We start from the raw sequence: 2,582 nt of genomic DNA, 5'->3' as shown, positions 1-2,582 counted from the left end.
ATTGAACTAACCCGCTGACGCGGGAGGTGGTGGTTGGCTGACGGCATCGGCTCCGGGATCGATTGTGGGGGCCCTCCGTTCGAGTGCGACGATGGCAGTGCAGTTTGCTGCCCACGTCCCTTCTGAGCGGAGTCCACCATGACACCCCTACGTCGACGCATGATCGAGGATATGCGCGTGCGCAACCTCGCGGCCAATACCCAACGCGCTTACCTCCAGCAGGTGAAGGCCTTTGCCCAACACTTCGGGCGCTCTCCCGAGGTACTGGGCCCAGAGGAAGTCCGCGCCTGGCAAGTGCATCTGGTTGAAGTCCAGCGGCGCTCCCGCAGTACGCTGGTGGTGGCCACTGCGGCCTTGCGCTTCCTGTACACGGTCACGCTCAAACGCGACTGGGCGGTCGACGAGATCCCCTTGTCGAAGGTGCCGCTCAAGCTGCCGGTGATCCTCAGTCAGGACGAGGTCACCCGGTTCCTCGAAGCAATCCGCAGCGTCAAGCATCGTACCGTGCTGATGGCAGCCTACGCTGCCGGCCTGCGCATCTCGGAGGCCACGCGCCTAAAGGTCGGCGACATCGACAGCCAGCGCATGGTGCTACGGGTCGAACAGGGCAAGGGGCACGCCGACCGCTACGTGATGCTCTCGCCACGGCTGCTGGAGATCTTGCGCAGTTACTGGTGCATCGGCCGGCCCCAGTACTGGCTGTTTCCTGGCCGCTTTCCTGACCAACCCGTTGGTGCCGACGTAGTGCGACAGGCCTGCCAGCACGCCCGCCGTCGTGCCGGCATCAGCAAGCCCATCACGCCGCATTCGTTGCGCCATGCGTTTGCCACGCACCTGCTCGAATCCGGCACCGACGTGCGCACGATCCAGTTGCTGCTCGGTCATCGCAGCCTCGCCACGACCTCGCGCTATCTGAAGGTCGCAACCAGCACCGTCTGCGCGACGACGAGTCCGTTCGACCGACTGCCTCAACGACCTGCCACGCCCATCTGCCCCGAGCCTCCGCCCACAAACGGCTGAGTGCGATCATGCGTGCCGCGCTGGAACTGGCGGACGTTCTGCGTCGCCACGGCCCAACCTATCGGGACGTGCATGCCGACTCGCTCAGCCGCGCGCAGCGTCGCGTCATGAGTGCGATCGAGCAATGTCGTACCGCAGTGCTGGGTGGCCACGTCGAACAGTGCGACACCTGCGGTCATCAGCGCATCGCCTATAACTCCTGCCGTAACCGGCACTGTCCGAAGTGTCAGTCGCTCGCCCGCGCGCAATGGCTCGGCGACCGCCAGGCCGACCTGCTGCCCGTGCCGTACTTCCACGTTGTCTTCACCATCCCCGAACAGATCGCGTCGATCGCCTTCCAGAACAAGCGGGTGGTCTACGACATCCTGTTCCAGGCTACGGCCGAAACGCTGCATACGATCGCTGCCGACCCGCGCCATCTCGGCGCGACCATCGGATTCATCGCGATCCTACACACGTGGGGGCAGAATCTTGTGCATCATCCCCACCTACACTGCGTGGTCCCGGGCGGAGGGCTGGCTCCCGACGGCACCCGCTGGGTGGCCTGCAAGCCTGGTTTCTTCCTGCCGGTGCGGGTGCTGTCGCGTCTATTCCGCCGCTTGTTCCTTGAACGGTTGCAGCATGCCTTCGATGTGGGCGATCTGCGGTTCTTCTCGTCGCTCGCGCACCTGGCTGAACGATGCGAATTTGCTCGCTATCTTGCCGGTCCGCGGCACGCCGAATGGGTGGTCTATGCGAAGGAGCCGTTCGGTGGCCCGCAGCAGGTCCTCGACTATCTCGGCCGCTACACCCATCGCGTCGCGATCTCCAACAACCGCCTCGTCGGCTTGACCCACGGGCATGTCACGTTCCGCTGGAAGGACTATCGTCACCCGGGCAGACCACGCGTGATGCGCCTTGACGCCCACGAGTTCATCCGGCGTTTCCTGCTGCATGTGCTGCCGCGCGGGCTGCAACGCATCCGTCACTACGGATTGCTCAGCAATCGACTGCGGGAGTCCCAGCTGGTCGTTTGCCGTCAGCTGCTCGATGTCGCGCCCACCAGCGAAGCCCGCAGCGCGCCTGAACCCGACTATCGGGACCGCTACGAGAAACTCACCGGCCGCTCGCTTTACACCTGCCCCGTGTGCACGCGCGGGCGCATGCACTGCATCGATCGCCTGTTCCCCGGCGCGGCGCCGCGACCGCCACCGGCGAATCTCCGATGAATCCCAATCCGCTCGCCAACAACATCGGTTCCAGTACGTCCCGCTGGCGCCGTTGGACACGCTCGACCCGACGTCACCCACCGTCGCCTGCCGCAGCCTGCGGCTCCTGTTCATTCCACGCGGTCTGTGAACATTCTTCCAGCAAACTGCGCCGCGAACCCCTCGTCCCGATGGCTGCGAACCCCGTTGTCGGTCATCTTGCACGCGAGTGCCATGATCCAATGCCCATAGCCGCAACCGTCAGCGGAGCGGCTTAGCTCAAAGAATTTTTAGCGAAGCACAGCCGGCCCGAACGCCGTGCCCACTCGGGCTCAGTGCGCCGCCTGCGCTTCGCTAAAAATCCTCTGCATTATC

General features: G+C 64.5%; 2 protein-coding genes. Both read left to right on the top strand.

What is annotated here, in order from left to right:
- Positions 1–138: 138 nt before the first annotated feature.
- Positions 139–1,020 (top strand): site-specific integrase, encoded by an 882-nt coding sequence (locus U4Z31_RS36760; protein WP_321812972.1) that lies wholly within the window; start codon positions 139–141, stop codon positions 1,018–1,020.
- An 8-nt stretch (positions 1,021–1,028) separates the two neighbouring features.
- Positions 1,029–2,228: an IS91 family transposase gene (locus U4Z31_RS36755; protein ID WP_321812971.1), complete on the top strand. Its 1,200-nt coding sequence runs from the start codon at positions 1,029–1,031 to the stop codon at positions 2,226–2,228.
- The last annotated feature ends 354 nt before the right edge of the window (positions 2,229–2,582 follow it).

Origin of the sequence: Burkholderia sp. BCC1985, from assembly GCF_905339915.1 — a bacterium.
Lineage (GTDB): Bacteria > Pseudomonadota > Gammaproteobacteria > Burkholderiales > Burkholderiaceae > Burkholderia.
The sequence above is the reverse complement of the archived record's forward strand: the minus strand, read 5'-3'. Positions and strand labels throughout refer to the sequence as shown.